This window comes from Pseudonocardia sp. Ae717_Ps2 (assembly GCF_001932475.1).
Classification (GTDB): Bacteria; Actinomycetota; Actinomycetes; order Mycobacteriales; family Pseudonocardiaceae; genus Pseudonocardia.
In genome coordinates, this window is sequence record NZ_MCIS01000001.1 from 2053955 (window position 1) to 2076746 (window position 22792).

The window sequence follows — 22792 nt, forward strand, 5'->3', positions numbered from 1 at the left end:
GGTGATTGAGGGCGAACGTAGCCGAGGAGAGAACTGGTACCTCCGTCTCGGACGAGGACGTAGCCGAGACGTAACGCGACGGGACCTGCCGGGCGCCCGTGGCGCCCCGCAGGGCGGAGGTCAGGCCACGGGCGGTCGGTTGTCGCGGTGCAGGCAGGTCAGCTTCGCGGTGCAGACGCGGCGGCCCTCGTCGTCGACGAGGACGATCTCGCTGGTCGAGGTGGTCCGCCCGATGTGGACCGGCCGGGCGGTGCCGGTGACCCAGCCCGAGGTGGCCGAACGGTGGTGGGTGCAGGCCAGCTCCAGCCCGACCGGGAACCGTTCGGGCAGCGCGTGCATCGCGGACAGGGTGGACCCGAGGGTCTCGGCGAGCACGCCGCTGGCGCCGCCGTGCAGCAGCCCGTAGGGCTGACGGTTGCCCGCGACCGGCATGCGGCCGACGACCTCGTCGAGGCCGACCGCGAGGATCTCGATGCCCATCCGGTCGTTGAGCTGTTCCAGGGCGTACTCGGAGCTCAGCTCCGGCAGCTGGTCGGGGGTGATCGGCACCCGTCGACCTTACGTCGGCCCGTGGCCGCGGACGACGGGGCCGCCGCGGGTGTCCCGGGCTGCGCGGACGGTGCCGCCCGGCCGTGCGGGCCTCGTCACACGGGAGGCGTGCGGCGGCGTGCATGCTTGTCCGTGCGGACCCGTTCACCGATCTTGGTCGGTGAGACGCCGACCGAGGGAGACCCTATGGCGAACGACAGCAGGCCGACCGCGGCCCAGGCGTGGCAGATGATGCTGGAGGGCAACGGCCGTTGGCAGCGCGACGAGCGCGAGGACCCGCGTCGGTCCGCCGAGGAGCGCGCCGCCGCGGTGGCGGGTCAGACCCCGGCCGCGATGATCCTGTCCTGCTCGGACTCGCGGGTGCCCGCCGAGCTGGTGTTCGACCTGGGTCTGGGGGACCTGTTCGTCGTCCGGACCGCGGGCCAGGTCGTCGACGACGCCGTGCTCGGCACGCTGGCGTTCGGCGCCGGGGCGCTGGGCATCCCACTGCTGGTGGTGCTCGGCCACTCCCAGTGCGGTGCGGTGAAGGCGGCCGTGTCGGTCGCCTCCGGGCAGCCCGCGCCGGCGCCGTCGACGCTGGGCGCCCTGGTCGGCGACATCGTCCCGGTGTGCGAGGGCTCCGGTGAGGCCGCGGTGGCCGGCGCGGTCGACGCGAACGTGCGCCGGGTGGTCGCCCAGCTGACGGCCGACCCGTCGCTGTCGGGGGCGGTCTGCAACCACCACCTCACGATCGTCGGCGCCCGCTACGACCTGGAGACCGGCGCGGTCCTGGAGGTCTGACGACCCGGCCGACCCTGACGACCGACTCGGCCGACTCGGCCGGCTCAGCCCGGTCGGTGGGTCACGAGGATCGCGGTGCCGGGGAACAGCGCGCCGCGCAGCGGCGACCACTGCCCCCACACCCGCTCGTGGCCCTCCGGCCACTCCGGCTCGACCAGGTCGTCGAGCACGAGCCCGGCGGCGACGACGTCGCGCACCCGGTCGCCGAGGGTGCGGTGGTGCTCGACGTAGGTGGCCCGGCCGTCGCCGTCGACCTCCAGGTAGGGGGTCCGGTCGAAGTAGGACTGGACGACGGTGAGCCCCTGCTCGCCGGGGTCGTCGGGGAAGACCCAGCGCATTGGGTGGTTCACCGCGAACACCCAGCGCCCACCGGGTCGCAGCACCCGGGCCACCTCCCGCATGACCCGACCCGGGTCCGCGACGAAGGGGATCGCCCCGAACGCCGAGCAGGCGTGGTCGAAGGTGGCGTCGGCGAACGGCAGGTGCTCGGCGCCGGCCTGCACGAGCGGCACGGGCAGTCCGAGCGCGGCGTTGAGCCGGGCCGCGTGCCGCAGCATCCCGCCGGAGACGTCGAGCGCCACCGGGTGCGCTCCGCGGCGGGCGAGCCACCGGCTGCACGGGGCCGAGCCGGCACCGACCTCCAGCACCCGCTTCCCGACGAGGTCGGCGGGCGGGCCCAGCAGGCCTGCCTCGTCCTCGTGCAGGTTCTCCGGGCACCAGACGAACGCCTCGTCGCCGATGTCGGAACCGTGCTCGGCCAGGTAGTCGTCGGCGTCGGCGTCCCACCAGCGGCGCCCGGCCGCTTCGGACTCGGCGCTGCCGACGCGGCGCCGGGCGACGCCCGTGGTGCCCACGGCGTCCTCGGCGGAGAAGTACTCGTCGCGGCTGCTCATGACCACCCGATCGTCGCAAGCGCGGGTGGTCCCGCAGATGGCGGACCCGCATTGCCGGGGGGTTCACGGGCCGCGTAGCATTCTTTCCGCACCGTGGTCAACGTGTCGGCCGACCGCGCGGCGCCACTCCAGCGCCGGTCTCGCGGACGTCCGTGCACCGATGTTCCCGACCACGGGAATCGACGCCAGAGGGTGACTGTTACAACGTCACAGCTACACGTACCAGAACCGGGGCGCACTGCTGCAGCAGAGCCGACCGGGCCGACCATGCCAGAGAAATCCATCGGAGCACCTCACTACATGTCCACCGACACCACCGCCGCCCCGACCACGCCGCAGGTCGCTATCAACGACATCGGGTCGGAGGAGGACATCCTCGCCGCCATCGACCAGACGATCAAGTACTTCAACGATGGCGACATCGTCGAGGGCACCATCGTCAAGGTCGACCGCGACGAGGTCCTGCTCGACATCGGCTACAAGACCGAGGGCGTCATCCCCTCGCGCGAGCTGTCGATCAAGCACGACGTCGATCCCGCCGAGGTCGTCGAGGTCGGCGAGTTCGTCGAGGCCCTCGTCCTCCAGAAGGAGGACAAGGAGGGCCGGCTGATCCTGTCCAAGAAGCGCGCGCAGTACGAGCGCGCCTGGGGCACGATCGAGGCGCTCAAGGAGGCCGACGAGCCGGTCGAGGGCACCGTCATCGAGGTCGTCAAGGGCGGCCTGATCCTGGACATCGGGCTCCGCGGCTTCCTCCCGGCCTCGCTGGTCGAGATGCGCCGCGTGCGCGACCTGCAGCCGTACGTCGGCCGCAAGATCGAGGCCAAGATCATCGAGCTGGACAAGAACCGCAACAACGTGGTCCTGTCCCGCCGCGCCTGGCTCGAGCAGACCCAGTCCGAGGTCCGCAGCGAGTTCCTCAACCAGCTGCAGCGCGGTCAGGTCCGCAAGGGCGTCGTCTCCTCGGTGGTCAACTTCGGTGCGTTCGTCGACCTGGGCGGGGTCGACGGTCTGGTGCACGTCTCCGAGCTGTCCTGGAAGCACATCGACCACCCGAGCGAGGTCGTCGAGGTCGGCCAGGAGGTCACCGTCGAGGTTCTCGACGTCGACCTGGACCGCGAGCGCGTCTCCCTGTCGCTGAAGGCGACCCAGGAGGACCCGTGGCGGCTCTACGCCCGGACCCACGCGATCGGCCAGATCGTGCCGGGCAAGGTCACCAAGCTCGTCCCGTTCGGCGCGTTCGTCCGCGTCGAGGAGGGCATCGAGGGCCTGGTCCACATCTCCGAGCTGGCCGAGCGCCACGTCGAGATCCCCGAGCAGGTCGTCCAGGTCGGCGACGACGCGATGGTCAAGGTCATCGACATCGACCTCGACCGCCGTCGCATCTCGCTGTCGCTGAAGCAGGCCAACGAGGGCATGACGGTCGACACCGAGTTCGACCCGACCCGCTACGGCATGGCCGCCGAGTACGACGACCAGGGGAACTACATCTACCCCGAGGGCTTCGACGTCGACTCCGGCGACTGGAAGGAAGGCTTCGACGAGGCCCGCGCGGCCTGGGAGAAGCAGTACGCCGAGGCGCAGGCCCGCTACGAGCAGCACATGGCGCAGATCCGCAAGGCCGCCGAGGCCGAGGCGGAGGGCGGCAACGACATCGCGCCGGCGAACTACTCCTCCGGCGGCGACGACGACCGTCCGGCCGCCGGCAGCAGCGGCGGTGGCCAGGCCGAGTCGGGTGGCTCGCTCGCCAGCGACGAGCAGCTCGCCGCACTGCGCGAGAAGCTCTCCGGCGGGGCCTGACAGCCCCCTGCCGGTCCCACCCCGGACCGGCGCCAGCACCACACCGGGCCCCGGTGACCCTCACGGTCACCGGGGCCCGGCCCGTTTCACGGCGGCCCTACGGCGCGCGATGGACACCGGTTCATCTCGCTCGGCGTGTCAGGGTGGACACGCACGGTGGAGATCACGGTTCGGCTGCGGTTGGTCACGGCGCGCGCACCCGCTCTGAGTCGATCTTCGGGTCGGCCTAGATTGGATGCATGGTCGGCCGTACCGTCCGCCGGACGCGTTCCGGCGAGCTCCTGTCCCACACCCGCCCGTCCCGGCGTCGCGGACGGTCCGCGCTCGCGGGGATCCTGCTGACCGCGGTGCTCGCCGGGTGCGGCACGGCGTCCGGGGACACCGGGATCGCGGTCCCGACGTTCCCTGCCGAGCAGTCCGGCGCCGCCCAGGCCGGACGGGGCCCGGTTCCGATCGCGCTGCCCACCGACTGCGCGCAGCTGATGGACCCCGAGCAGGCCGGCGCGCTGTTCGGCCAGGTACTGGGGTCGGTGTCGGTCCAGTCGGTCCGCGGCGTCCCCGAGGCGGCGGTCAACCGCACCGAGCGCACCGCCTGCACCTACCGGGCGGGCGGCCAGACCCAGGCCTTCGGCGGGGCGCGCAACTCGGGTCCGGTGCTGTTCCAGCTCAACATCGGCCGCTACACCGACGCCGCGTCCGCGGCGCGGCAGTGGCAGCTCAACACCAACGCCGAGCGGGGCTCGGCCACCGCGTCGCGCGACATCACCGTCGGCTCGGTCCCCGGCGTCCTCGTCGAGCGGCCGGACGAGACCACCCTCGCGCTGGTCTACGGCGTCGACACGCTGACGTTCATTCTGCCGGTGGCGGCTCCGGGGCAGACCCGGTCCGCGGCCGAGACCCTGCCCGACCTGGCCCAGCGCATCATCCCGGCGTTGACGCCGACCCAGCCGCCGTCCGCGCGGCCGACCCCCACCACGCCGCCCGCGGCGCCCGCCCCGCGGGCCGGCGACGGCGGCGCGGGCAGCGCGCGCGGCACCACCTGAGCGCCGCCCGGGGTACCCGGTGCGGCCCGCTACGGTGATCACGTGCTGCGGACAGGGCTGACAGGCGGAATCGGTGCGGGCAAGTCGACGGTCGCGACGCGACTGGTCGAACGCGGGGCGGTGCTGGTCGACTCCGACGTCATCGCCCGCGAGGTCGTCGAACCGGGCACCGAGGGACTGGCGGCGATCGTCGAGGCGTTCGGCCGGGACGTCCTCGACGCCGACGGCCGCCTCGACCGGCCCGCTCTCGCCGCGGTCGTCTTCGCCGACGCCGGGGCCCGGCGCACCCTCGACGGCATCGTGCACCCGCTCGTGCGGGCCCGGTCCGACGAGATCGTCGCCGCCGCCGCGCCGGACGCGATCGTCGTGCAGGACATTCCGCTGCTCGTCGAGGGCGGGATGGCCCCGGCCTTCCCGTTGGTCGTCGTGGTGGGGGTGGACGCCGAGGAGCGGGTCCGGCGGCTGGTGTCCGCGCGGGGGATGGCCGAGCAGGACGCCCGGGCCCGGATCGCCGCCCAGGCCACCGACGAGCAGCGTCGCGCCGTCGCCGACGTCTGGCTGGACAACTCGGGCGACCCGGAGGACACCCGCCGCCGGGTGGACGCGCTGTGGGACGGGCGCCTGACCGGGTTCGAGGAGAACCTGCGGACCGGCCGCCCGGCCGTGGACGGGCCGCCCCTGCTCGTCGAGCACGACCCGGACTGGGCTGCCCAGGCCCGCCGGCTGGCCGAGCGGGTCGCGGTCGCCGCGGGCGGTCCCGGCCGCGGGGTCGAGCACATCGGGTCGACGGCCGTCCCGGGGCTCCCGGCCCGCGACGTCCTCGACCTGCAGCTCGCGGTCGAGTCCCCGGCCGACGCCGACCGGATCACCGATGCCCTGGTCACGGCCGGGTTCCCGGTCGACGCCGCCGCCCCGGGCGGCGACGCGGGCACGGTGCGGGTGCACGGCTCGGCCGACCCGGGACGGGCCGCGGTGCTGGCCGTGCGGGTGCACGGCTCGCCCGCGTGGCAGCACGCGGTCGAGCTGCGGGACCGGCTGCGCGCCGACGCGACCGCCCGTACCGACTACGCCGCGCACAAGCGCGCCGCGGCGGAGCGGCACGCCGACGACGCAGACCCACGTCACTACCGTGCGTGCACGGCGGAGTGGCGCTCTGATCCGGACGAGTGACCGGATCGGGATGTAGATCACGCGGAACGTGACGATCGGATCGCGCCGGGCCGTTTCTGTAACGCTGCACGCTCGTTGGTCGATCAGGCGGGGCAGAGGGTGCTCCTGCCCGGATCGGCGGCGGTACCTGCGGGTACCCGCCGATCGGACAGGGCACCACGGTGATCGGCACCGGGCCGCAGGGCCCGGTGGCGGCGACGAGAGGACACGGGGTTGAGCACAGTGGCCCAGCGTTTCGGGGCGGACGGCGAGTTCGCCGAGCCCGAGCGCGCGCCCGCGTTCCCCCACACGGACCAGTACGGCGGTGTGCCGGAACCCGGCGAGCCGGGCGCGGCCGACCGCGACGCGTGGACCGGCGCCGACTACGGAGCCGACTACGAGGCTCCGCCGATCAGCGGCGCCGTCGTCCAGCAGCACCGCACGCTCCCGCACGGTGAGCTCCGCGCGGACTTCGGGGCGCACCTGGAGACCCACTACCCGCGCCTGGTCGCGCAGCTCTACGCGATCACGCTCAATCCGTACGACGCACACGACGCGGTGCAGGACGCCTACTCGCGTGCCTGGCGCCGCTGGGCCGCGCTGCGTGCCGAACCCGCGGGCCCGGACCACGAGGACGCCGCCGTCGGCTGGGTCCGGCGGGTCGCGATCCGCACGTCGATGCGGCCGCGGATCCTGCGTCGCCGTCGCAGGCCGGCCCCGGAGGAGACCGACCCGCGCACCGGGGCGCTCCTGGAGGCGCTCGGGCGGCTCGCGCCCGTCGACCGCAGGGCCGTGGTGCTGCACCACATGGCGGGCCTGTCGACCGGCGCGGTCGCCGAGCTCGAGCGGGTCACCGTGCACGAGGTGCGGCGCCGGCTCGTCCGCGGTCGCGAGGTCGTGACCGAGGGCATGGCCGAGGTGCTGGAGGAGATCATCGGACCGGCGGGTGGCGCGGTCGGGGGACCGCCGCCGGGTCACCGGACGCCGCAGTACGACCTGCGTGGCGGATACCCACCCGCCACCGAGGGGGGACGGGCATGAACGGGTTCGCCGACATCGACCGGGAGTTCCACCGGCTCGACGACGTCCTCGCGGCGGCCGTGCGGCTGCCGGCCGTCGACGACGTGATCTCCCGCGCCGCCGGTGCGCGCCGCGCCACGTCGGCCGCGGCCGCGGCGGTGCTCACCGTCGGGTCGCTGGGCGGGATCACCGCCGTCGCGACCGCGGCCGCGCCCGACGGCAGCTTCGTCGGCCCGCCCTTCGCCATCGCCGCGCCGCAGGCGACCGGCCCGAGCCCGGACCCCGTCGAGACCGGTGCGCCGGGTGGCGCGGCCGCCGGCGGGGACGGCCTCCCGCCGGCGTTCGACCCGACCGTCGCGGCGACCCAGGGTGGCGCGCTGCCCGGTGGCGGCGGCTCGCCCGTCGCCCCCGCGCCCGGTTCGGCGCCCGCGCCCGGAACCCCCGGTGCGCCCGTGGTCCCGCCGCCGTTCACCGGTGGCCAGCCGACCCAGCCGCAGCCCACCACCCCGCCCGAGCCGACCGACGAGGGCTCGCCCGAGCCGACGACGCCTCCGCCGGCCACGACGAAGCCGCCGGTGACGACCACGCCTCCGCCGGTCACCACGACGCCGCCGACCTCGACGCCGGAGCCGACCGACGAGGGCACCCCGGAGCCGACGACGACCAACCCGGCCCCGACGACGTCCAACTCGGCCGCGCCGACCACCACCGCGTCGTCCGACCCGACCACGACCACCGGGACGACGACGCCGGAGACCTCGACCAGCGCCGTCGGCCTCGCCCCGGCGCAGTCCTCCGCGCTCTGACACACCCCGGGACACACCCCGGCCGGCCCCCGCGGCCGGTCAGTCCGGGCCGTCCTCCGGTCGGTCCCGCGGCCCCAGGTCGATCCCGAGCGACGCCAGCCAGGCCACGTGGTCGTGGTCGTGGCGGACCAGCCCGTCGAGCACCGCGTGCGACCGTTCCAGGGCGTACTCGGCCAGGTCGGTCCCGACCAGCCCCTGCGCCACGGCGGCGACGAACTCGTCGACGTCGATGACGTCGGTCCCGCGGCCGCGGCGCACGACGAGGTCCAGGTAGAGGTCCGTCATGTGCAGCCGCCTGCCCTCGCGGGAGATCGCGGCGACGTCGACGTACACGTCCTGGTCGCGCTCGTGCCCGGGCCGCCACCGCCAGTCCGACAGGCACACGCCCAGCTCCGGCAGCACCCAGGTCTCGATCCACCAGGCGTTCGGCCGGGCGACGACGGGCCGGGACAGGTACAGCCCCCAGTCCTCCTCGCGCAGCGTGGCGATCTCGCGGTGGGTCCCCTTGGTGTCGACCTGGACGCCCCGCTCGGGGTCGAAGGTCTGTGTCTTGGGCGGGTGCACGGTCGACCATCCTGCCCCCTCCGGCGGTCCCGGCGGGGCGTGCGACGGGAAAGTGTCGGGGGTCGCTCGTACCCTGGTGTCATGGCATTCGCGACCGAGGTCCCGGGCAGCGCGGCGGACTCCCGTGCCCGGGGGGACGCTGCGCACCCGGACGCGGGCACCACCCCGGCGGACACCCCGCGCGCGCACTCCGAGCACCGCCCGGTGGGCGCGGTCGAGCGCAGCACGGCCCCGTTCCGCGTGGTCAGCGACCACGTCCCGGCAGGTGACCAGCCGGCCGCGATCGCCGAGCTGGACCGTCGGCTGCGTGCCGGCGAGCAGGACGTCGTGCTGCTGGGCGCCACCGGTACCGGCAAGTCGGCCACCACCGCCTGGCTGATCGAGCAGCAGCAGCGGCCCACGCTGGTGATGGCGCCGAACAAGACCCTGGCGGCCCAGCTGGCGAACGAGCTGCGGGAGATGCTCCCGAACAACGCGGTCGAGTACTTCGTCTCGTACTACGACTACTACCAGCCCGAGGCCTACATCGCGCAGACCGACACCTACATCGAGAAGGACAGCTCGATCAACGACGACGTCGAGCGGCTGCGGCACTCGGCGACGATGAACCTGCTGTCCCGGCGCGACGTCGTCGTGGTCGCCTCGGTGTCGTGCATCTACGGCCTGGGCACCCCGCAGTCCTACCTCGACCGGTCGGTCTCGCTGCGGGTCGGCGAGGAGGTCGAGCGGGACCGGCTGCTGCGGCTGCTGGTCGACGTGCAGTACACCCGCAACGACATGTCCTTCACCCGCGGCACGTTCCGGGTCCGGGGCGACACCGTCGAGATCATCCCCGCCTACCAGGAGCTGGCGCTGCGGATCGAGTTCTTCGGCGACGAGATCGAGGCGCTGTACTACCTCAACCCGCTGACGGGGGAGGAGGTCGAGCAGGTCGACGAGATCAAGGTCTTCCCGGCGACGCACTACGTCGCGGGCCCGGAGGCGATGGAGCGCGCCGTGCGCGCCATCGAGGCGGAGCTGGAGGAGCGTCTCGCGCAGCTGGAGAACCAGGGCAAGCTGCTGGAGGCCCAGCGGCTGCGGATGCGGACCCAGTACGACATCGAGATGATCCGCCAGGTCGGGTTCTGCTCGGGCATCGAGAACTACTCCCGGCACATCGACGGCCGCGGTCCCGGCACTGCGCCGGCCACCCTGATCGACTACTTCCCGGACGACTTCCTGCTGGTCATCGACGAGTCGCACGTGACGGTGCCGCAGATCGGCGGCATGTACGAGGGCGACATGTCCCGCAAGCGCAACCTCGTCGAGTACGGCTTCCGCCTCCCCTCCGCGGTGGACAACCGGCCGCTGACCTGGGAGGAGTTCGCCGACCGGATCGGCCAGACCGTCTACCTGTCCGCGACCCCGGGCCCCTACGAGCTCAACCGCACCGGCGGCGAGTTCGTCGAGCAGGTCATCCGCCCCACCGGCCTGGTCGACCCCGAGGTCGTCGTGAAGCCGACCAAGGGCCAGATCGACGACCTGATCGCCGAGATCCGGGACCGGACCGCCAAGGACGAACGGGTCCTGGTCACCACCCTGACCAAGAAGATGGCCGAGGACCTCACCGACTACCTGCTCGAGCTCGGGATCAAGGTCCGGTACCTGCACTCCGAGGTCGACACCCTGCGCCGGGTGGAGCTGCTGCGGCAGCTGCGGTCGGGCGAGTACGACGTGCTGGTCGGCATCAACCTGCTCCGCGAGGGTCTCGACCTGCCCGAGGTGTCGCTGGTGGCGATCCTCGACGCGGACAAGGAGGGCTTCCTCCGTTCCGGCACTTCGCTGATCCAGACCATCGGCCGCGCGGCGCGCAACGTCTCCGGCCAGGTGCACATGTACGCCGACAAGATCACCGACTCGATGCGGTACGCGATCGACGAGACCGACCGGCGTCGCGCCAAACAGATCGCCTACAACACCGAGCGCGGGATCGACCCGCAGCCCCTGCGCAAGAAGATCGCCGACATCCTCGACCAGGTCTACCGGGAGGCCGAGGACACCGAGACCGTCCCGGTGGGCGGGTCGGGCCGCAACGCCTCGCGCGGCAAGCGCGCGGCGGGGGAGAAGGGTCGCGCCCCGGCCGCGGCCGGCAGCTCCGGGGTGGCGGCGAAGGACACGGCGGGCATGCCGCGCGCCGAGCTGGCCGACCTCATCCAGCAGATGAACGACCAGATGCTCACCGCGGCACGGGACCTTCAGTTCGAGCTGGCGGCCCGGCTGCGCGACGAGATCGCCGACCTGAAGAAGGAGCTGCGGGGGATGGACGCGGCCGGGGTGTCGTAGGCGGGTCCGCGGCGGGGCGGCCGGGCCTCCCCGCTACCGTGGACCACCGTCATCTCCCGTCCGGCCGCCGGGTCCGCCCGTCACGCGGCCGCATCCCCGTCCGGCCCGGGCGGCCCGGTCGTTCTCGGAGGAGCCCCGCGTGACCGTCATCCGCACCACGCCCGACCCGGACGTGCCCGCAGCCCCCGGCCGGGGCGGCGCCGCGCTGGTCGGCAGGCTGCGCGCGGCGGCGCTGACCCGGTGGACGCTGGTGGTCACCGTCCCGCTGCTGGTGGCCGCGCTGTACTGGTCCTGGTACCGGCTGCGGAACTACGCGCTCGACCTCGACGTGTACCGGATCGGCGTGCAGGCCTGGCTGGACGGCAGCGACATGTACGGCCGGCTCCCGCTGCCCCTGCACGGGCCCGAGCTGCCGTTCATCTACCCGCCGTTCGCCGCCATCACGATGGTGCCGCTGACCGTCGTGCCCTACGCCGTGGCGTTCACCGCGCAGTTCGTCGCCTCGGTGCTGTCGTTGGCGATCTGCATCGCGCTCACGATCCGCGTCGCCTGGCCCGCGGGCGGGTGGCGGGCGCCGTTCCTGCTGGGCGTGCCGGTGCTGGCCGCGGTCCTGCTGATGGAGCCGGTCGCGCAGACCTTCGCCTTCGGGCAGATCAACCTCGTGCTGATGCTGCTGGTGCTGGTCGACCTCCTCGCCCCGCGTACCTGGTGGCCGCGCGGGCTGCTGCTCGGCCTGGCCGCGGCGATCAAGCTGACCCCGGGCGGGTTCGTCCTGTACTTCCTGGTCCGGCGGGACTGGAAGGCCGCGGGGGTCGCCGTCGTCACCGGCATCCTCGCCACCGGGCTCGGGTTCGTCGTCGACCTCGACTCCTCGGTGCGGTACTGGTTCGTCGGCGGGCCGGCCGCCGGGGTGAGCGGCTCGACGTTCTTCTCCAACGAGACCGTGCAGGCCGTGCTCGCCCGCCAGGAGGTCCCCGAGCCCTGGTTCCACATCCTGTGGCTGGGCATCGTCGCGGTCCTGCTGGCGTTGGCCGTGCCGATCATCCGACGCTCCGAGCCGGTGATCGCGATGTCGGCGACGGCCGCCGTCGTGCTGATGGCGACCCCGACCGCCTGGTCGCACCACTGGGTGTGGGTCGTGCCCGCGCTGATCGGGATCGGTGCGCACGCCCTGCGGTACCGCAGTGCCGGGTGGGCGGTGGTCGGCGTGGTCATCGCCGCGATCTTCTACGTCGCTCCGTTCCGCTGGATGCCCAACGTGTGGGGCGTCGAGATGAAGTGGAGCCTCTGGGAGCAGGTCCTGGGGGCCAGCTACGTCATCCCCGCCGCGCTGACCCTCGGGCTCGGCTGCTGGTACGTCACCCGGGGCCCGGGGCGTCCCGGCGGTCCGCGGGCGCCGCGTCCGGAACGGCTGCGCGTCGGCTCCTGACCCTCCGGTGGGCCCCCGGGGCACGACGGCCCGCGACTATGGCGCGGGTCACGGGCGCCCGCCTACTGTGGGGGCCGGAGGTGCCGGTGGAGCCAGTCGACGACGACCGGAACCGGGCAGGCGTGTGTGCCGTCCGCCCGGGAACCGACCTCGGTCGGCACGCCCGGATGCTGTCCCGGCTGCACGACGCGGTGCTGTCCGGCGACGCCCGCCCCGTCGACACGGCCCGCGGCCGCCGGCTGGTCACCCGGTCCTGGGACCGGGTCCGGGCCCAGGGCGTGGACCCCGACGCCGGTGAGCCGCCCGGCCCGCTGGATGCCGCCGTCGTCGAGCAGCGGCGGGCGACCTCGCCGCTGGCCCCGGTGCTGCCCGCGCTGCGTGCCGCGCTGACCTCGGTCGCCGAGGACGCCCAGCACGTGATGGTCGTCTGCGACGCCGACGGGGTCCTGCTGTGGCGGGAGGGCTCGACCGCGGTCCGCCGCCGTGCCGACGCGCTCGGGTTCACCGAGGGCGCCGAGTGGTCCGAGCGGTCGGTCGGCACCAACGCGATCGGGACCGCGCTCGCCGAGGGCGGGCCGGTGCAGATCTTCTCCGCCGAGCACTTCGTGCGCAGCCACCACGGCTGGACCTGCACCGCGGCCCCCGTGCACGACCCGCGCAGCGGTGAGCTGCTCGGTGTCGTCGACCTGTCCGGGCCCGCCGAGACCGTCCACCCGACGACCGTGGCGCTCGTCGACACCGCGGTGCGGCTCGCCGAGGCCGGGCTGTGGCAGCGCCACGAGGCCCGCCTCGACGCGCTGCGCACCATCGGCGCCCCGATGCTCGCCGGTGACACCGGGCCCGGCCTGGTCGTCGACGACCACGGCTGGGTGGCCGCCGCGTCCGGGCTGCCCGGCGTCGAACGGGTCGCCGCGCCGGTGCCCGAACGCCTGATCGCCGTGCACGGGCTCGGACCGTGCCTGCCCGAGCCGGTGCCCGGCGGCTGGCTGCTGCGCCCGGCGTCGGGCGGGGGCAGACGGATGCGGCTGCGCCTGGACCTGGACGGCCGCCCGCCGCAGGCCGTGATCGAAGGCACGACCCGCTGGGTGCACCCGCTGTCGACCCGGCACGCCGAGGTCCTGGTGCTCCTCGCCCGGGCCGGGACGGGCGGGCTGGACGCGGCGACCCTGTCCCAGGGGCTCTACGGCGACCGGGCGCACCTGGTCACCGTCCGCGCGGAGATGTCCCGGCTGCGCCGGAACCTGGGCGGCATCCTGCTGGCCCGCCCCTACCGGATCGCTCCCGAGGTCGAGCTGGACCTGACCGGGCTGGCGGGCAGCCGGGTGGTGCGCGAGTCGGGCGCGCCCGGCGTCGCCGCCCTGCGCCGCGACTGACCGCCGCCCGGGCGGCGACGCCCGGCGCGGACCGGTCCCGCGTCGGCCGGGCACCCGCCCGGCCGACGGCGGGCGCTGCAACCGGCCTGCAACGCTGTCCCGGACCCGCGCCACCAGGGTGGACTGGCTGTCGCGGGAACGTCCCGCCGCGGCAGGGACGCCGCCCCCGGCGGCCCGCGCGAGCGAACTGGGAGGCCGACATGGGTGTCGCCGTGGTCACCGGAGCCGGACGCGGGATCGGGCGGGGCATCGCCCTGCGGCTGTCACGCGACGGGCACGCCGTCGCCGTCAACGACCGGGACGCCCACGGCGCCACCGCCGTCGCCGAGGAGATCCGGGCGGCGGGCGGGACCGCCGTGGCCTACCCGGCCGACGTCACCGACCCGGACGCGGGTGCCGGGCCACGCGGGGCGGCCCGGCACCGCGGTCAGCTGGTGATGTCCTTGGTGCGGAACCGCCACGCCGCGAGCCCCAGGAACACGGTCGCGTAGCAGACCGCGGAGAACGCGCCGTAGGTCATGTCCGACCAGTCGACGTCGGTGGCCAGAAGCGCCGACCAGGCGTCGCCGTAGTGGGTCGGGAGGAAGTCCCGGATGATCCCCAGGTCCTCGATCTGGTCGATGATCTGGGAGACGATCGAGGCCATCACCGCGCCGCCCACCGCGCCCAGCGGGGCGTCGGTGCTCACCGACAGCAGCAACGCCAGTCCGGCCACCCAGCTCAGCTGCACGGTCACGTACAGCGCGCCGAGCATCACCCGCCCGACCGCGCTCCAGAACGGCAGCGACTCCCCGATCGGCGAGACCAGGTCCCCGGTGCCGTAGGCGATCGCGCCGACCACCAGCGAGGCGACCGGGAGCAGCAGCAGCGCCGCCACCGACAGCACCCCCGCGACGACGGCCTTCTGCCGCAGCAGCCGCGCCCGCGGCACCGGGACGGCCAGCAGGTAGCGCAGCGACGACCACGACGCCTCCGAGGCCACGGTGTCGCCGAAGAACAGCGCGACCAGCACCACCAGCAGGAAGCTCGCCGAGGCGAACAACGTGAACACCGCGAAGTTCGCGGCGCTGCCCGACGCCAGGTCGACCAGGCTCGGGCCGCGGGCGCCGGGGTCGTCGTCGCCGAGGGAGAACGCCGCCCACAGGATGATCGGCATCGCCACGACCAGCGCGAACGCGACCTGGGTGCGACGGCGCTGCAGCTGGCGGACCAGCTCGGTGCGCAGCGGCATCGTGCGTCCCGGGACGGCGGGCGGCGCGGCCCGGCCGGTCACGAGGTCGCCGACGTGCCCGCGACGGGTCGAGAGCTGACGGTCGTCACTCACGGGGTACCTCCGGCGTCCTGCCCCCGCGGGGCTTCCACGTCCTGCCCCTGCGCGGCTTCCACGTCACGGCCCTCGGGGCCCACCAGTTCCAGGAACGCGTCCTCCAGCCGGCCGCGCGGCCCGGCCGCGCTGACCGCGACCCCGCCGGACACCAGCGCGGCGACGGCGTCGGCGCGGGCGGTGTCGCCCGTGTGGGCGTGTACGACGCCCGGCTCGTCCCCGGTGACGACGTCGGTGACGCCGTCGAGGGCGGCCAGCACCGCCGCGGCCCGGCCGGTGTCGTCCACGGTGAACGACGAGCCGCCCCCGGCCGCCATCAGCTCGGCGACCGTCCCTGCGGCGACGACCGTGCCGCGGTGCATGACCACGACCTCCGAGCAGGTCTGCTCGACCTCCGACAGCAGGTGGCTGGACACGAGCACCGTCCGGCCGCCCGCGGCGTAGCGGCGCAGCAGCTCGCGCATCGCGTGGATCTGGGGCGGGTCGAGCCCGTTGGTGGGCTCGTCGAGGATGAGCAGCTCGGGCAGGCCCAGCATCGCCTGCGCGATCGCGAGGCGCTGCCGCATGCCCTGGGAGTAGGTGCCGACGCGGCGGTGCACCGAGTCGCCGAGACCGGCGATCTCCAGCGTCTCGGCCATCCGGGCCTGCTCCGGTGGGCGTCCGGTGGCCTCCCAGTACAGGCGCAGGTTCTCCGCGCCTGACAGGTGCGGCAGGAACCCGGGGCCCTCGACGAACGCGCCGATCCGCGACAGCACCGCCGCGCCGGGCCGGATCGGGCGGCTGAACGCCGTCATCGTCCCGGCGGTGGGCGTGATCAGGCCCATGAGCATGCGCAGGACGGTCGTCTTGCCGGCGCCGTTCGGGCCGAGCAGGCCGAGCACCGCGCCGCGCGGCACCGTGAACGACACGTCGGACACCGCGGCGAACCCGTTGCGGTAGGTCTTCGCCAGCCCGCCGACGACCAGCGGCGCCGCGTCGTCGGGCACGTCGTCGTCGGCGGGGTCGGCGCGGCGCGACCGCAGCCGCGCCACCAGCCACGCCACGAGCGCCGCGGCCAGCACGGCGGCGATCCCGAGCACCGGCCACAGGGGGACCGTCCCCGCCGACTCGGTGCGGCCGGGCACCTGGGGCACCGACAGCGCGGTGTCCCCGGCGAGCCCGACCCGCCACACGGCCGGGTCGGCGCCGGAGTCGTAGCCCTGGTCGGTCGTCGACAGCTGCACCAGCAGGCGGCTGCCGCCCTGCACCGGTGCGACGACGCCGGGCAGCGTCACCGTGGTCTCGGCCGGGGACCCGTCGGCGGGGACGGCGATCCGCAGGGGCGCGACGGCGTTGCCCAGCAGCGTGCTGCGCCCGTCCGGGCCGAGCGTGGTGAGCGAGGCGAACAGCACCGCGGTGTCCGGGGCGGGCTGTCCGGCGACCCGCGCGACGCGCACCGTCACCCGCGGTGCCCCCGACGGCTGTATCGCGTCGGCGACGGGCGCGGTGAGGAACCGGGCGGACTGGCCCGGCGTCGTCAGGCCGGACAGGCCGCCCAGCGAGCCCAGCGACCCGAGCGCCGAGCCGAGCCCCGGCAGCGAGGTGAGCGCCGAGGGGTTCCCGCCCGGCGGGTGGACGACGGTCTGCTCGCCACCCTCCAACGGCAGCGCGGTGGTCGGTGCGGGAGCGGAGCCCGCCCTCAGGCCGGGGTAGGCGTCGGCCAGGACGGTCCGGCCGGTGGGGGTGTCGTCGCGGGCGCGGACGGAGCTGCGGACCTGGTAGGCGAAGGGGGCCTCGGCGAGGCCGCCGGTGGTGCCCTCCGCAGCGGGCAGGCCCCGCAGGTGCTGGTCGAACCAGTCGGCGATGCGGGCGCGGACCTCGGAGTCGGGGCCGCCGCCGTCGTGGCCGCCCGCGAACCACAGCACCGACACGGGAGTGCCGTTCGCGGCGATCTGGCGGGCGTTCGCGTCGGCCTGGTCGAGACCGAACAGGGTGTCCTGTTCGCCCTGGACGAGCAGCGTCGGCGCGGTGATCCGGTCGGTGACGGTCGCGGGGGAGGAGCGGCGCAGCAGCCGGGCCAGCTCCGGGGAGACGCGGCCGGTGCGGGCGGCCTCGCCGTAGGCGGCGCAGACGTCGCGGGCGAAGCGGCCGCAGACCGGGTCCGAGGGGGCGCCGGGCACCGCACCGGGGCTGCCCGCGGACGTGCCGGGGCCGGCCGGGCCGGAGCTCCCCGTCCCGCCTGCCGCGGGCCCGGCGTCGACGGCCCCGTTCCCGGAGCCGACACCTCCGACACCGCCGCCTCCGTCGGCTCCGCCGCCGGTCGACCCACCGGTCCCGCCGGTCGCGTCCGACCCGCCGAAGCCGCCGCCGGACTCGTCGCCGGAGCCCGACCCGGCCCCGGACGCGGTGTCGCCGCCCGCGGGGACCCGGCCTCCGGAGCCGAAGAACACCCCGGCCCAGCCGCTCTTGAACACCCCGTCACCGGCGCCCGCTCCCGCGGCGGGGGTGCCGGGTGCGCTCGTGCCGGTGGGGACGGCGTTGTTCGGGAACAGCGCCTGCCCGAGGTCGTTCCAGGTGATCACCGGGACGATCGCGTCGATCCGCCGGTCGTAGCCGGCCAGCAGCAGGGCGAGGCCGCCGCCGTAGGAGCCGCCGGTCACCCCGACGCGGGGGTCACCGGGGCCGTCCTGCTGCACGTCCGCGCGCCGGGACAACCGGTCGACCAGCCGGGAGGCGTCGGCCACCTCGCGGTCCGGGTCGTCGAGCCCGATGCTGCCGCCGGAGGCGCCGAAACCGCGCGCGGTCCACGTCTGCACGACGTACCCGCGGGCGGCGAGCTCGCGGGCGTCGGAGTCGACCGAGTCCTTGCTCCCGCCGAAGCCGTGCGCGACCAGCACCGCGGGGGCGGGGGAGGCCGCGGTCGCCGAGGCGGGGACGTAGAGCGAGGTGTCCAGGTCGATCGTGCCCGGCTGTCCGGGGCCGGCCGGGACGGCGACCCGTTCGGCGGTGACGGCGACCGACCCGCCGTCGTCGGCGGCCGCCGCGGCGGGTGCCGCCGTCGCGCCCGGGACACCGGGGGCGGCCGCCGCGGCGGGGGCGAACGCCAGCACCAGAGCGGTGACCGTCGCCGCCACGATCGGGGTACGGACCCACCGGGCCCGGGGGAGCACGTGCACCTCGTCGAAACTACGCAGATCCCCGCGGCCGCGTCGCGGGGCGGTGCGTGCGCCCCACCACGTCCCGTCCGTTCCCGTCCACCGGACCGTCCCCGCGCCGGTGCCGCGGGAACCGGCCACCGCGGGATGAACTCCGCACCAACGGCGCGCGACCCCCGGGTGTCGTCGCCCGTTCACCTTCTGTTCCGCCGTGCAACGCCGACCGGAAGCCGCGACCCGGCACCGTCACCGGGTGTGAGCGTCAACCCCACCGGAGAGACCCCCGGCGTCGGTGTCCCGCGGGCACTCGCCGTCGACATGACGATCGCCGACCAGCAGGACTGGCTGGCCGCGTTCCTGCGTCGGCACCCCGTCAGCCGGCGCACCGCGCTGCGCGGCGGCGCCGGCGTGCTGGCCACGCTCGCCGCGTCCGGGTCACCGTGGGCACGCGGGGTCGCCGCGGCCGCCGGACCCGCGCCGGTCACCGTCGTCGGACGGCACCTGGCCTACGGGCCGGACCCGGCCCGGTCGATGTCGTTCTCCGGGGAGCTGACCGCGGCACCGCCGCCCGGCCGGATGGTCGTCGACGTCGGTACCGACTCCGGGTTCGGCCTGACCCTCCCGGTGCAGGTCCGCCCGCTGGAGAGCCTGGTCCCGCAGGCCGACGGCGGCATCCGGGGCACCCGGCAGTGGTTCGTCCATGCCCGCGCCGACGGCCTGACCCCCGGCAGCCGCTACGTCTACCGGTTCCGGCTGGAGGGCGCGGACGGCACCGCGACGACCACCGCGACCAGCACGTTCCGCACGGCCGCGCCGCGCGGCACCCGGCACCGGTTCACCTTCACCGCGTTCGCCGACCAGGGTGTCAGCACCGGCGCCGAGCCGAATCTCTACAAGGCCGACGACACCCACCGCAGTCCGATGCCGTCGGAGGCGCTGACCGCGCTCGTCGCAGCGGAGCAGCCCGCGTTCCACCTGCTCGCCGGCGACATCTGCTACGCCGACCCCTCCGGTGCCGGGAAGCCCGCCCTCGACGGCGCGGGGCACGACGACGAGGCCCACGACAGCTTCGACCCCACGGTCTGGAGCACCTACTTCGCCGCGATCGAACGCTCGGCCGCGTCGACCCCGTGGATGTTCGCCACCGGCAACCACGACATGGAGGCGCTCTACGACCTGAACCGGGCCGACGGCCCCGCACACGGCTACGCCGGGCACGCCGCCCGGCTGTCGCTGCCCGGGACCGGCCCCCGCGGCTGCCCCTCGGTGTACGCGTTCACCCACGGCACCGTCGGGGTCGCCAGCGTCGACGCCAACGACCTGTCCACCGAGATCCCGACCAACGCCGGCTACTCCGGCGGCACCCAGCTGGCCTGGCTGGAGCGGACCCTGGCCGGCTGGCGCGCCGACCCGGACATCGAGTGGATCGTGTTGTTCTTCCACCACTGCGCCTTCGCCACCTCCGGCGCGCACGCCTCCGACGCCGGGGTGCGACGGGCGTTGGCGCCGCTGTGCGACCGCTACCGGGTCGACCTGTGCGTCCAGGGCCACAACCACCAGTACGAGCGCACCGACCCCATCCGCGACGGCCGCCCCACCCGCCCGGCCCCGGACCGCTCGACCGTCCACCCGGAGACCGACGGCACCACCTACGTCTGCGTCGGCTCCGGCGGACGGCCCCGCTACCGCTGGCAGCCCGGCGAGACCGACAGCCACCGTGGCCAGGAGACCGAGCAGGCGCCGGTCACGAGCTTCGTAGCGGGACCCGACGACCAGAAGCAGGCCGAGACCGTCACCTGGTCGCGGACCCGGTACCTCGGCTACGCCTATCTGCGCTGCTCGGTGGTGCCCGGCTCGCACGGCACCGACTCCGAGCTCGTCGTGCACGCGATCACCGACCTCGGTGAGGAGATCGACAAGGTCCGGCTCAGCCGTCCCGCGCGTCACTGAACCGGACACTACGGACGAAGTGGGTCACCGACCGGGTGCACTGGGTCACCCCGACTCGCCACGCAACGGTGCAGGGAGGACACTTCACCTACCGCAGGGGAATATCCCTACCGCGGTGGTGTCGTCAGCACGGTGTCGTCGTGAGCGTGGCTCGCGCGCGGACCCGGCACCACCGGCCACGCTCGGCAGTCGCAGGACCAGGGTGCCGTGGCGGGAGAGACCTCGGGCTGTCTGATGCTGCCCTGGTCTGGAGGAAGTCCGTGAACGTACCCCTGTGGGTCTGGTTGGTCACCATCGTCGGGTTCGTGCTGGTGATCGGCGCGGACCTGTGGCTCAACGACCACAAGCCGCACGCCGTGACCCTGGGCGAGGTCACCCGCTGGGTCGTCTTCTACGTGGCGCTGGCCGTCGCGTTCGGCTGCGGGGTCTGGTTCTTCTCCGGCGGCACCTACGCCGGCGAGTTCTTCGCCGGCTACCTGACCGAGTACTCGTTGTCGGTCGACAACCTGTTCGTCTTCCTCATCATCATGTCCGCGTTCAAGGTCCCGGTCCTCCACCAGCACCGGGTGCTGCTGGTCGGCATCGTGATCGCGCTGATCATGCGCAGCATCTTCATCGCCGCGGGCGCGGCGGTCATCGACCGCTTCAGCTGGGTGTTCTTCCTCTTCGCCGCGTTCCTCATCTACACCGCGGTCTCGCTGGTCAAGCAGGCCGCCGGCGGCGACGACGAGGAGTGGAAGGAGGGCCGGGTCCTGAAGTGGGTCCGCAAGGCCTTCCCGGTCACCGACGACTACCACGGCGCCAAGACCACGGTGAAGATCGACGGCAAGCGCTGGCTGACCCCGATGCTGATCGTGATGATCGCCATCGGCGTCACCGACATCATGTTCGCCCTGGACTCGATCCCGGCGATCTTCGGGCTCACCCAGGAGCCCTACCTCGTCTTCACCGCGAACGCGTTCGCGCTGATGGGGCTGCGCCAGCTCTACTTCCTGCTCGGCGGGCTGCTCAACAAGCTGGTCTTCCTGTCCTACGGCCTGGCGGTGCTGCTCGCCTTCATCGGCGTCAAGCTCGCCCTGCACGCCCTGCACGAGAACGAGCTGCCCTTCATCAACGGCGGGCAGCCGGTCCCGGTCCCCGAGGTCGGGATCGGGCTCTCGCTCGGCGTCATCGTCGGCGTCCTCGCGATCACCACGATCGCCAGCCTCGTCGCGGTCCGGATGAAGCCCGAGCTGGCCGAGCAGGGCAGCGGGATCACCGCGCCGCCGCTGGCCCGCACGAAGGAGGAGGCCGCGCAGATCGAGGCCCGCGACGAGCAGGCCGACCACCGCGTCAGCGCGCCCCCGCGCGACTGAGACCCACCGTCCCCGACGGCCTCCCTCCGCCCCGGCGTCCGCATCGGACACCGGGGCGGCTCCGTGTCCGCCCCCGTCGACGGCGCCGCCCCTGACCTGCCGAGACATCGCGCTCGCGGTGTCAAGTGTTGCATCGGCACGTGGCCCAGGTCACCATCGAGTGATCCTGGCAGCGTAGCGAGGGGCTGACGCATGATCCCGGTGATCGAGTTCGTCCTGGGCGTCGCCGTGCTGGTCTACAGCGCGGAGAAGCTCATCGGTTACCTGGTCGGGGTGGCGAGCCGCTGGGCGATCTCGCTGTTCCTGATCGCCGTCGTCTTCACCGGCATCGAGTTCGACGACCTCGCGTTCGGCGTCGTCCTCAACATGGAGGACCTCAGCGACGTCGCGCTCGGCACCGTCATCGGCACCACGATCGCGCTGACCGGCATCGTGCTGGCTCTCGCCGCGATCATCGCGCCGACCCGGGTCGAGGTCCCGCGCGACTACCTCGCGCTCTACGTCGCCGCTCCGGTGGTGATGTTCCTGCTGGCGCTCGGCGGCCTGCTCACCGCCGGGACCGGCGTCGTGCTGATCCTGCTGTTCGTCGCCTTCGTCGGCTGGATCGCCTACCGCGAGTACTCCGCCCGACGGCCCGTCTGGCGCAACGCCGAGGTCTACGAGCAGCTGGAGCGGGCCGGGGTCGGCGCGGGCGGGAGCACGACGGCGACGGTCGCGACGAGCGGCCCGCTCCGGACCGGGACGGCGGACGGCAGCAGCCCCGGGTTCCGGCTGCCCGAGGACCTGCGCGTCGACGACGGGTTCCTGAAGGCACGGTCCCAGCCGCCCGGGCGGACCGTCCTGTTCGCCGTCATCGCGCTGATCGGGCTCGTCGTCGGCGCACTCGTCGCCGGGCAGGGCACCGAGGGCATCCTCGAGACCTGGGCGATCAGCGGGACGGTCTTCGGGGTCACCATCGCGACGCTCGCACTGTCGCTCGAGGACATCCTCATCACCGTCGAGCCGGCCCGGCGCGGCGCACCCGAGATCGCCGTCGCGAACGTGCTCGGCAGCGTCGTGTTCTCGGTCACCGGCAAGCTCGGCGTGATCCTGCTGGTCGGCGGGTCGATCGTGGTCGACCCGACGGCCCTGGTCTGGCACCTGCCGGTGCTGCTCGGGCTGACGGTGCTCTCCGCGGTGTTCCTCGGCACCGGGCGGATCCGCCGCTGGCACGGCGTGGTGCTGCTCGTGCTCTACGCCGCCTACTTCGTCGTCAGCCTCACCGTCTTCGGCGGCGTCCCCGTCGACGACTGAGCACCCGCAGG

At 74.2% G+C, this 22792-nt stretch carries 18 protein-coding genes; 13 read left to right on the forward strand and 5 right to left on the reverse strand.

Annotation, left to right across the window (positions count from 1 at the left end):
* Positions 1-120: 120 nt before the first annotated feature.
* Complete coding sequence (locus tag Ae717Ps2_RS09815; protein ID WP_020622846.1) at positions 121-549, reverse strand: PaaI family thioesterase; 429 nt, start codon at positions 547-549, stop codon at positions 121-123.
* Positions 550-735: 186 nt separating this feature from the next.
* Between Ae717Ps2_RS09815 and Ae717Ps2_RS09820 the strand changes: the two genes are divergently transcribed.
* Positions 736-1329, forward strand: coding sequence for a carbonic anhydrase (locus Ae717Ps2_RS09820; RefSeq protein ID WP_020622847.1), 594 nt, complete (start codon positions 736-738; stop codon positions 1327-1329).
* A gap of 44 nt (positions 1330-1373) precedes the next feature.
* On the opposite strand, the gene Ae717Ps2_RS09825 is transcribed toward Ae717Ps2_RS09820, so the two are convergent.
* Positions 1374-2222, reverse strand: coding sequence for a class I SAM-dependent methyltransferase (locus tag Ae717Ps2_RS09825; protein WP_075311654.1), 849 nt, complete (start codon positions 2220-2222; stop codon positions 1374-1376).
* A gap of 300 nt (positions 2223-2522) precedes the next feature.
* Between Ae717Ps2_RS09825 and rpsA the strand changes: the two genes are divergently transcribed.
* From rpsA to Ae717Ps2_RS09850, 5 genes are all read left to right on the forward strand, one after another.
* A complete protein-coding gene (gene rpsA, locus Ae717Ps2_RS09830; protein ID WP_075333256.1) occupies positions 2523-4019 on the forward strand; it encodes a 30S ribosomal protein S1 in 1497 nt (498 codons plus the stop codon).
* A gap of 239 nt (positions 4020-4258) precedes the next feature.
* Positions 4259-5062, forward strand: coding sequence for a hypothetical protein (locus tag Ae717Ps2_RS09835; protein ID WP_075305807.1), 804 nt, complete (start codon positions 4259-4261; stop codon positions 5060-5062).
* A gap of 42 nt (positions 5063-5104) precedes the next feature.
* Positions 5105-6232 (forward strand): dephospho-CoA kinase, encoded by a 1128-nt coding sequence (gene coaE, locus Ae717Ps2_RS09840; protein ID WP_075305809.1) that lies wholly within the window; start codon positions 5105-5107, stop codon positions 6230-6232.
* A gap of 222 nt (positions 6233-6454) precedes the next feature.
* Positions 6455-7252: an RNA polymerase sigma factor gene (locus Ae717Ps2_RS09845; RefSeq protein ID WP_075333257.1), complete on the forward strand. Its 798-nt coding sequence runs from the start codon at positions 6455-6457 to the stop codon at positions 7250-7252.
* Entirely contained in the window at positions 7249-8037 is a 789-nt protein-coding gene (locus Ae717Ps2_RS09850) for a hypothetical protein (RefSeq protein WP_075333258.1), read from the forward strand. The genes Ae717Ps2_RS09845 and Ae717Ps2_RS09850 overlap by 4 nt, the downstream gene beginning before the upstream one ends.
* A 39-nt stretch (positions 8038-8076) precedes the next feature.
* Here the strand turns inward: Ae717Ps2_RS09850 and Ae717Ps2_RS09855 are convergent, their stop codons facing one another.
* Positions 8077-8601 carry a DUF402 domain-containing protein gene (locus tag Ae717Ps2_RS09855; protein WP_075305814.1) on the reverse strand — a complete coding sequence of 175 codons (525 nt, stop codon included), beginning with the start codon at positions 8599-8601 and terminating at the stop codon, positions 8077-8079.
* Positions 8602-8682: 81 nt separating this feature from the next.
* Here Ae717Ps2_RS09855 and uvrB point away from each other — a divergent pair, with 81 nt between their 5' ends.
* From uvrB to Ae717Ps2_RS09875, 4 genes are all read left to right on the forward strand, one after another.
* Positions 8683-10923 carry an excinuclease ABC subunit UvrB gene (gene uvrB, locus Ae717Ps2_RS09860; protein WP_233147511.1) on the forward strand — a complete coding sequence of 747 codons (2241 nt, stop codon included), beginning with the start codon at positions 8683-8685 and terminating at the stop codon, positions 10921-10923.
* A 139-nt stretch (positions 10924-11062) separates the two neighbouring features.
* Positions 11063-12352 carry a glycosyltransferase 87 family protein gene (locus tag Ae717Ps2_RS09865; RefSeq protein ID WP_075305816.1) on the forward strand — a complete coding sequence of 430 codons (1290 nt, stop codon included), beginning with the start codon at positions 11063-11065 and terminating at the stop codon, positions 12350-12352.
* An 86-nt stretch (positions 12353-12438) separates the two neighbouring features.
* On the forward strand, positions 12439-13725 hold the full coding sequence (locus Ae717Ps2_RS09870; protein WP_233147512.1) for a GAF domain-containing protein: 1287 nt from the start codon (positions 12439-12441) through the stop codon (positions 13723-13725).
* A gap of 200 nt (positions 13726-13925) precedes the next feature.
* The gene (locus Ae717Ps2_RS09875; protein WP_233147513.1) at positions 13926-14216 is read left to right on the forward strand and encodes an SDR family NAD(P)-dependent oxidoreductase; all 291 of its coding nucleotides are present in this window, start codon (positions 13926-13928) and stop codon (positions 14214-14216) included.
* Here the strand turns inward: Ae717Ps2_RS09875 and Ae717Ps2_RS09880 are convergent.
* Positions 14153-14956: an ABC transporter permease gene (locus Ae717Ps2_RS09880; RefSeq protein WP_233147748.1), complete on the reverse strand. Its 804-nt coding sequence runs from the start codon at positions 14954-14956 to the stop codon at positions 14153-14155. The two genes, Ae717Ps2_RS09875 and Ae717Ps2_RS09880, sit on opposite strands and share 64 nt — an antisense overlap.
* A gap of 89 nt (positions 14957-15045) precedes the next feature.
* Positions 15046-18204 (reverse strand): alpha/beta fold hydrolase, encoded by a 3159-nt coding sequence (locus Ae717Ps2_RS09885; RefSeq protein WP_083696030.1) that lies wholly within the window; start codon positions 18202-18204, stop codon positions 15046-15048.
* A gap of 234 nt (positions 18205-18438) precedes the next feature.
* Here Ae717Ps2_RS09885 and Ae717Ps2_RS09890 point away from each other — a divergent pair, with 234 nt between their 5' ends.
* The 3 genes from Ae717Ps2_RS09890 (at position 18439) to Ae717Ps2_RS09900 (ending at position 22781) form a co-directional block, all read left to right on the forward strand.
* Positions 18439-20133 carry a metallophosphoesterase gene (locus Ae717Ps2_RS09890; protein ID WP_075305820.1) on the forward strand — a complete coding sequence of 565 codons (1695 nt, stop codon included), beginning with the start codon at positions 18439-18441 and terminating at the stop codon, positions 20131-20133.
* Between the two features lie 260 nt (positions 20134-20393).
* Positions 20394-21488, forward strand: a complete 1095-nt coding sequence (locus Ae717Ps2_RS09895; protein ID WP_020626757.1) for a TerC family protein — start codon at positions 20394-20396, stop codon at positions 21486-21488.
* Between the two features lie 192 nt (positions 21489-21680).
* Positions 21681-22781 (forward strand): sodium:calcium antiporter, encoded by a 1101-nt coding sequence (locus Ae717Ps2_RS09900; protein WP_075305822.1) that lies wholly within the window; start codon positions 21681-21683, stop codon positions 22779-22781.
* The last annotated feature ends 11 nt before the right edge of the window (positions 22782-22792 follow it).